At 55.7% G+C, this 6,665-nt stretch carries 3 protein-coding genes; all 3 read right to left on the reverse strand.

Features of this window, described 5'->3' with window-relative positions:
• Positions 1-456 precede the first annotated feature (456 nt).
• The 3 genes from AC1DJB_RS23480 to AC1DJB_RS23490 all read right to left on the reverse strand — a co-directional run bounded on the left by AC1DJB_RS23480 (position 457) and on the right by AC1DJB_RS23490 (position 6,476).
• Positions 457-1,200, reverse strand: coding sequence for a hypothetical protein (locus AC1DJB_RS23480; protein ID WP_476910967.1), 744 nt, complete (start codon positions 1,198-1,200; stop codon positions 457-459).
• Positions 1,197-5,099 carry a DEAD/DEAH box helicase gene (locus AC1DJB_RS23485; RefSeq protein WP_476910968.1) on the reverse strand — a complete coding sequence of 1,301 codons (3,903 nt, stop codon included), beginning with the start codon at positions 5,097-5,099 and terminating at the stop codon, positions 1,197-1,199. The genes AC1DJB_RS23480 and AC1DJB_RS23485 overlap by 4 nt, the downstream gene beginning before the upstream one ends.
• 381 nt (positions 5,100-5,480) lie before the next feature.
• Entirely contained in the window at positions 5,481-6,476 is a 996-nt protein-coding gene (locus AC1DJB_RS23490; RefSeq protein ID WP_476910969.1) for an NYN domain-containing protein, read from the reverse strand.
• Between the last annotated feature and the right edge of the window lie 189 nt (positions 6,477-6,665).

The following is a 6,665-nucleotide window of genomic DNA, read 5'->3' on the forward strand; positions in this document are numbered from 1 at the left end:
ATGATATCCACTTCCCTTTGTACTATCCCGGATGGACTGTCCCGCCGGTGGATCAAGCATCCGTAAACGCGATTCCCCCTTCCATAGACGAGGCACCTGAAACGGGGAACCAAACGGGGAACGAGCAAACCGCCACCCTAAACCGGCGAATAGTGACCCTTCCTTCTTCCCGTTGCTCTGTATCAATTCCTGCGGCAGCACACCGGATTAGACTCGGAAGCACACAAGAAGCCGTCGTCTGGAAGCACTGTTGACATGCTTTGCGTGTCTCGTCAGCTATACGGCCCGCGGCTTGCAGAGGCGTCTCGCCGGGGTGCTCTGTCTGGCCGATAGACAAATCGGAAGTTGCCGTTCCTCCTCGCAACGTGGCCCATCACCCCGATCTGCCGACTCCGAGAAATTTAGGCGGACGGAGGAAAAGTTCCAATCAATTTCGCGGCAGGGGCGGGACGTTGGTCACTGGTGGAGATTGTCCGCAGAGTCGCTGGCGAAGGGGGAGGTTCCCGGAAGGAGGGCGACGGAAACTCGTGCTCCGTTTATCTGCACCGCTTCGTGATGAAGTCCTCGGATAAGAGTTCCCAAGTCAGGTTTCCCAAACTCGCGGGGGTTGAAGGACGGACGCTGTTCCTTGACCTTGTTTTCCAGATCCTCAAGCAGTACGGCAACTCTGCCCTTTGAGAAGAAGGCTCCTGGCTCGGTTGCAAGGGACGTAGCTGCGACTTGAACAATGTAGACAACCGATTGGATGTCGATTGGAAGATGCACCACATGGTCGGGCCCAATGACTCGTTTCGGTTGATTGGAGGAAATGAGCAGCAGCTTTTTGCCCGATGTGTGCACGGTGTCGACGACCTGGCTAGCCAACCGGATAGCAGAGACGAGTACTATCAGCCCTACAGAATCGTACGTCGCCCGAATGACCTCTGAGTAAAGGATCATCGAGCGGGCTTCAGGCACGTCCGACGGCACATGCCTGATTGAGTAGCTTCCCTGAGCGGCAAGTGACTCGGCGAGCTTCCGCTCGGGTTCGAACGAACAATCAGCGACCACTGTTCTGTGGAGGACTCCATAAGCCAAGTGCTCAGAAGCCGCCGAACCAGCGGCGATTTCCTCAATCCGGGCAGCAGACTGAGCGGATTTAGGAAGAATGGTGAGTTGATCGGCGTCAACCACCACAGCGATTTCCCGAGGAAGATTCAAATGTCCGCCTTGTGTTCGGCCACGCGGAACGCGCCCGGTTTTATTGCTGGAGGCTCGGCGACCACCAATCCTAGGAGGCGACTGAAGACATCTTTTCCCCTCATTAGTGGCTGATTGTGGCGCAGTAGTTCGAGGAATGAGTGCCCCACTTGAATCCAAGCTGCGCCTTCGCCTTGCCCCGAGATCGACGGGTCTCTTCCTACTTCCATCTGTACTCCATAAAGCAGCTCAAGTAGGGTTGATGGCTCTATGACGACGGGGGAAGATTCCGACGCTGATGGCGACGCAGCCGCCCCACTTGTCATGCCTTCGGCCGATATCAAAACGTCCATTTTGCCCTCCGCATCATCTAATCGAGCAAACCCTACGGCTCGAGGCTCAACCGAGAAGCGGAGTGTCAGATCCGGGTCGACTCGGCTAGTGAGCGTGAACCCCTCGTCCAATGCAGAAAAAGTAAGCCCGAGCGCCTCGAAGGGTTCAACGAGGAGTTGCACCACGCCGGCGGAGTACTCGATTTCGAGAAACATGAGAATGTCGTCGTTGAGCTGGCCGTATGTCTGTCCGCCCGGCACGTTTTGGGCTCGGGCAGCATCGGAGAGAACGTGGCCTGCTTGCGCAGATCGCTTTCGTTGCTCATCCAGCCGGGCGCATATCTCTTCGAAGTCTTCTTCGGAGATATATCGGGTGGACCTTTCTTCTCTTTCTTCATAGGAGGGATTGGCAAGGGGTGCTGTGTCGACCATCCTCGCCCTGACGATCTCCGTCGGGTCATCTACTTTTTCGGCTAGGTGGTCAACCAAGAAAGCAAGCCGCTCACGGTGGGTCGAACGAAGGTTCAGTCGGGCGAGCTCATGGAGTCCGCTGGGGAGCCCGACTTCCACAGCTTGCGCCAAACTTTGGAGCCTTCTATAGGCATTGCCCGAGGGCCTGATCGTCAGCAAATCGGAGGCCGCATTTAGGAGATATGCAGTGTTTTCCGCCAGTGATCGAAGATCAGATTCGTGCACTGGCACTGTCAGCGCTTCGCGTTCGCTCTTGAGAACGAAATGTACCGTCAAACGGCTTTGGACGATGTCCTTGACGATCTTGGTAAAGGGAACTCCCTGCGCCCATGACACCAGGAGCGCGGCACGCAGGACGTCCGTATGCAGGTCGGCACCGAGTGTCTGATAGCGCGCGGGTATGGAATTCCGTTCAAGGATTCCTCGAAGCTCATCAGCTGCTGACCCGTGTCCGACTACGTCTCCTCCCTCGCGCACTGTGAGGTCCTGGAGCCTGGAGACTTCCCCAGCTAGATGCAGGATTTGCCGTTCCAGGTTCTGTTGGTCCGGCTCTGCCACGTCGCCTCGGTTGACCTCGATCCAAGAATTTGCATTTCTGACGAAATTTGAGGTCACTGCCAGCCATAAGAGCGTAAGTGAACCCGCCCCATCTTCGAGAGCCTGTGCCATTTCTTGGATCAGTCCTGCATCAGAAATGGGAAGGCCATTTACGCTCACTGACCGGCCCAGGCCGGTCAGCTGATATTTTTCCGAATCTCGGAAAGACTCTCCGAGCAACTTGCTTTGGATGAGCCGATCGAAGATAGCCTTCCCGTCGATTTTGGCCTGTGTAAACCTGTGGTCGAGGGTGCTTTCGTACACGTCCTGCGCCTGAGCAATGTAGTCCTCCCGGGTGTAGGAACCTGCTCGCGCCGCACGATCTTGAAGCATGTGCTCGGCGACCCATTCGAGTGCCGTCCCTATACGTGGTTCGTAGTGGGCGCCTTGGGTGAGCCAGTCCGTTGTAGAAAGGTAGTATCCGAATACTGATGGAAGATCCTTGGCCGCGCGGAGCGCACGACTCCTTTGTGTCTCGTTCGCTAGGGAGCCTAGCTGGCCCGACAGACCTTCGAGGGTCTTCTCATCGATTTGTACGCTCTCACTAATTCTCGCGGGAACAAGCAAGTACGACCGGCCGATGCTGCCGAAACCGAGGCGCCCTGCCCTGCCCATTTTCTGAATAGCAGAATCGATCGTCATCAGGCGTTGCGATTGCCCCTCTGGCGTCACCATCGTCCCAATAACGACAACGTCGGCGGGTAGATTTATTCCGAGCTTCAACGTTTCGGTGGCGAACAGCAAACGAATGAAGCCGGACCGAAATCCGTCTTCCATCAATTCACGCATCGATGGCTCGAGGCGGGCATTATGGTAGCCAACGCCCGTTCGTAGCGACTCTCCGAGGTCCGTTCGTCCGGCACTAATCGGAAGACGCAGATATTCTTGGGTTCTACGGTCGATGTCCGAAGCCATTGATTCCGGACTGAAAAACCCTTCATAAGGGCTGCCACGAGACTTGAGCGTACGGCCGTGGTCCTTCATCATGTGAAGTTTGACGATCACCCTGACTACTTCTGCAAGCTTTTCGGCGTGGTCGCGGGTTCTAGCGAAAAACAGGACCTGCGCATCCCTAGGTCTTTTCTTGGTGTCTGGAGACTCCGCTGTTCCTGTGGCGCCCGGCAGCATCATTTCCACGGCCATCGCCACGGCCGCGCCGTATTCTGTAAGAACGTTCGAGAACGCTTTCTTGGCGCGTACAAAAGGTAGTCGCAACCATTCGGCCACCTTCCGCTGAAGATCTTCGGAGCTAGTGTCTTCTTGTAGGCCGGAGATAGACCGCGTGATCATCTGTATTGAGTCGAAAGCCGAGACCTCAAGGGGCACTGGGCGGTACGTTGCCTCAAGGACGCCCTCGCGGTCGATCCCAAGCCATTCGACAATCCTGGCCTGGGTATCTTTGTGCAGGGAGGCCGAAATTCCCATGACGGGGATAGAAGGATGGTTTTTTCTAATACTGCTTAGTAGACGCTGGAGCTTTATTCCCCTTTGTTCATCAATGATAGTCTGCAGCTCGTCGGCGACGATCAAGTTGCATCTGCCCAAGCGCATGCCGTTGGCCATTAGTCCAAGAAGCTTTTCGGGAATCATCACCGCGATGTGGAAGCGGCCACGACGCAGCGGCTCATCAAACTGAGGGTAGTCTCGAGATCCAGCCAGAACTTCCCAATGGGCGTATTCCGTGCCGGCGAGAAGCCTCTTCCAATCGGCCACTACTTGATTTACGAGCGCCTTTGTTGGGAGTAACACGATGCAATTGGACCCTGGACGCTGCTGGACTGCATGAGCGACGGCAATCATTGAAATATGACTCTTGCCGCTGGAGGTGGGGCCCAATATAAGCATGGATTTTCGTTGGGCAATGCGCGGTTCTAGGACCTCGAGAGCACGCCTGTATAGCTCAGTCCGACCATGTTCGTCGATCCCCGATTCATAACCGAGACGAGAGGTTTTTTTACGATGCTCGATCAGCTTCGCGGTTGCCTCATTGAATCTTTCTTCCAAGTGGGGAGCGTCGGGCAGGAGGTTGTATAAGCCGTCTGTTGGTACGTGAGGATGGGCAAGAGTCTTACGGAAGAATAGCCTGAATTTCTTATCCAGAGCATCGGTCAGCAGCCGAAGCCCTTCGGCAGCGTTCGTGGGGAATCTGTCCCCCTTCTCCAAGCCAGATAGCCAGGTTCTGTCCAGCATGGTCTTACGGACATCAGCCTTGGGGCTGCCTGCCGTGGAGCCGTTCAGATGGATGAAAGTATCAACGGGATCTGGGGAGGTAGCAAAGCAATAGCAAGATTTGATGGCTTCAACGGAATCGGCCGCCAGAAGATATTCGGAGGTTAAGCTTTCCAGATTTTGGAACGCGCTCGTCACCCCTTTTACAAGCTGCTCGTGGAACCACTTTCCACGCTCTCGGTGATCCGCTCGTCCAGATTCGACAACCTCTGTGTGGATGAGCAGGTCAGGGTCTCCTAGAGCATCCCAGGGTTCACGGCCCTTAAGAATCGCCGTTCGGATTGCATCCAAGGCTTCGCCATACGCAGTCCATCGCTCAACCCATCGGTAGGTCGTTTCGTCATAGTTATTCTCCGGGGACGGTGCATACCGTCGTTGCGCGGTTGACCCCGCATTCCGGCCAAGCCCGACCTCCGTGCCCGAAAGATACCGACGCGATGAGCTCATTTCAAACCTCCCGGAGGTGTCCCGTGTGAGCGAATGTTAGCATCGAAAGAATATTGGCGGTGACTTATGTCGAGGCCCGTGATCGACGCGACGACGGTCATCGAGTCCTTGCCATGCTCATCGTAGCGATGAAGGCGTCATCAGGGTCCTTATTTCACGAACGATGGAAATGGGGCAACAGGGACCTGCAGCGTTATCTTGTCTGGTCAACGGCACGATGATTTCTCAAAGCTGCAGCTCGTCCAGCTTCTGCCAAAATGCTTCACGCAATGCCCTGCGGACCCCCTGAAGGTCAGTCCTTTGTTCCCCGATGCGTTGTGCACAATCCTTAAGGAGGACCCTGTCGACTTCGCTGGGTAGAATCGGCCTGTCAGCAGCCAGGTCATTGACATCTGTCTGGCTGACACTTCCGTACCAGCTAGTGGCAACGCTTGTGCCGACTTCCCACGCGACTTCGAGGGGCGACTGGGCAAGGCCAGAATGATCCAACCCACTGCTTTCAGAGCTGTACAAAATATGCGACGACGGGCGGTGGCTACCCTGTGTTGCGAGCACCGGGTTAGGCCTGCCCTGGGACGGTGGGGCTGGCTTCGGCTTTCTGTCGACGACGAGGAGCTCAGACTCATGTGCGGCATCGCGGTCGGATATAGAAATCCGCGGAGCTTCGGCCACCGACCTGCTGAAACAAGCCTCGACGAGTTCGTTTGGCAAAGTGATGATGCTGTCCACGCGAAGGGCTAAATGCTCAGCCACAGATACTACGCCAAGCCTGCTATCTGGTGCGCCGATGCCGACCAGTATAACTTTCATGCCGAGGTCTTGCGCTTCCTCAACCGCCTCCGCCAGGTCATCATCTCCTGATATCAAGAAAGCGATGGATGCTGCCTTGTTCCGCGCGATCCCAATTAAATCAAGCCCTAGCTTTAGGTCCACCCCCTTCTGATCGCCATTGAAGGAGATCCTGCCTAGTCTCACTTTGACATCCGGTAGGAGAGCAATCTTCTTGTGCTGGTCAGTGAACAGGGCATCCTTCGATGCGTCATACCAATAGACGCGAAGGGCATCTAATCCACAGTAGTCATTTGTCCGCCTCAAGATCCCTGAAATCAGGTTGGCGTAGTCCACATGGAAGGCAGAACGAAGCGATGTGCCAGAAACCTGCGTTCCTCCTACAGCGAGAAGAAACCCAGCGTCCACAAAGATTACACTCTGATTGCTCACAACCGTGATGCTATCCGGAGGGCGCGCAAGATGCATCGAGTCGCCGGTTTAGGGTGGCGGTTTGCTCGTTCCCCGTTTGGTTCCCCGTTTCAGGTGCCTCGTCTATGGAAGGGGGAATCGCGTTTACGGATGCTTGATCCACCGGCGGGACAGTCCATCCGGGATAGTACAAAGGGAAGTGGATATCAT

Source organism: Arthrobacter sp. 01T428 (genome assembly GCF_056398685.1).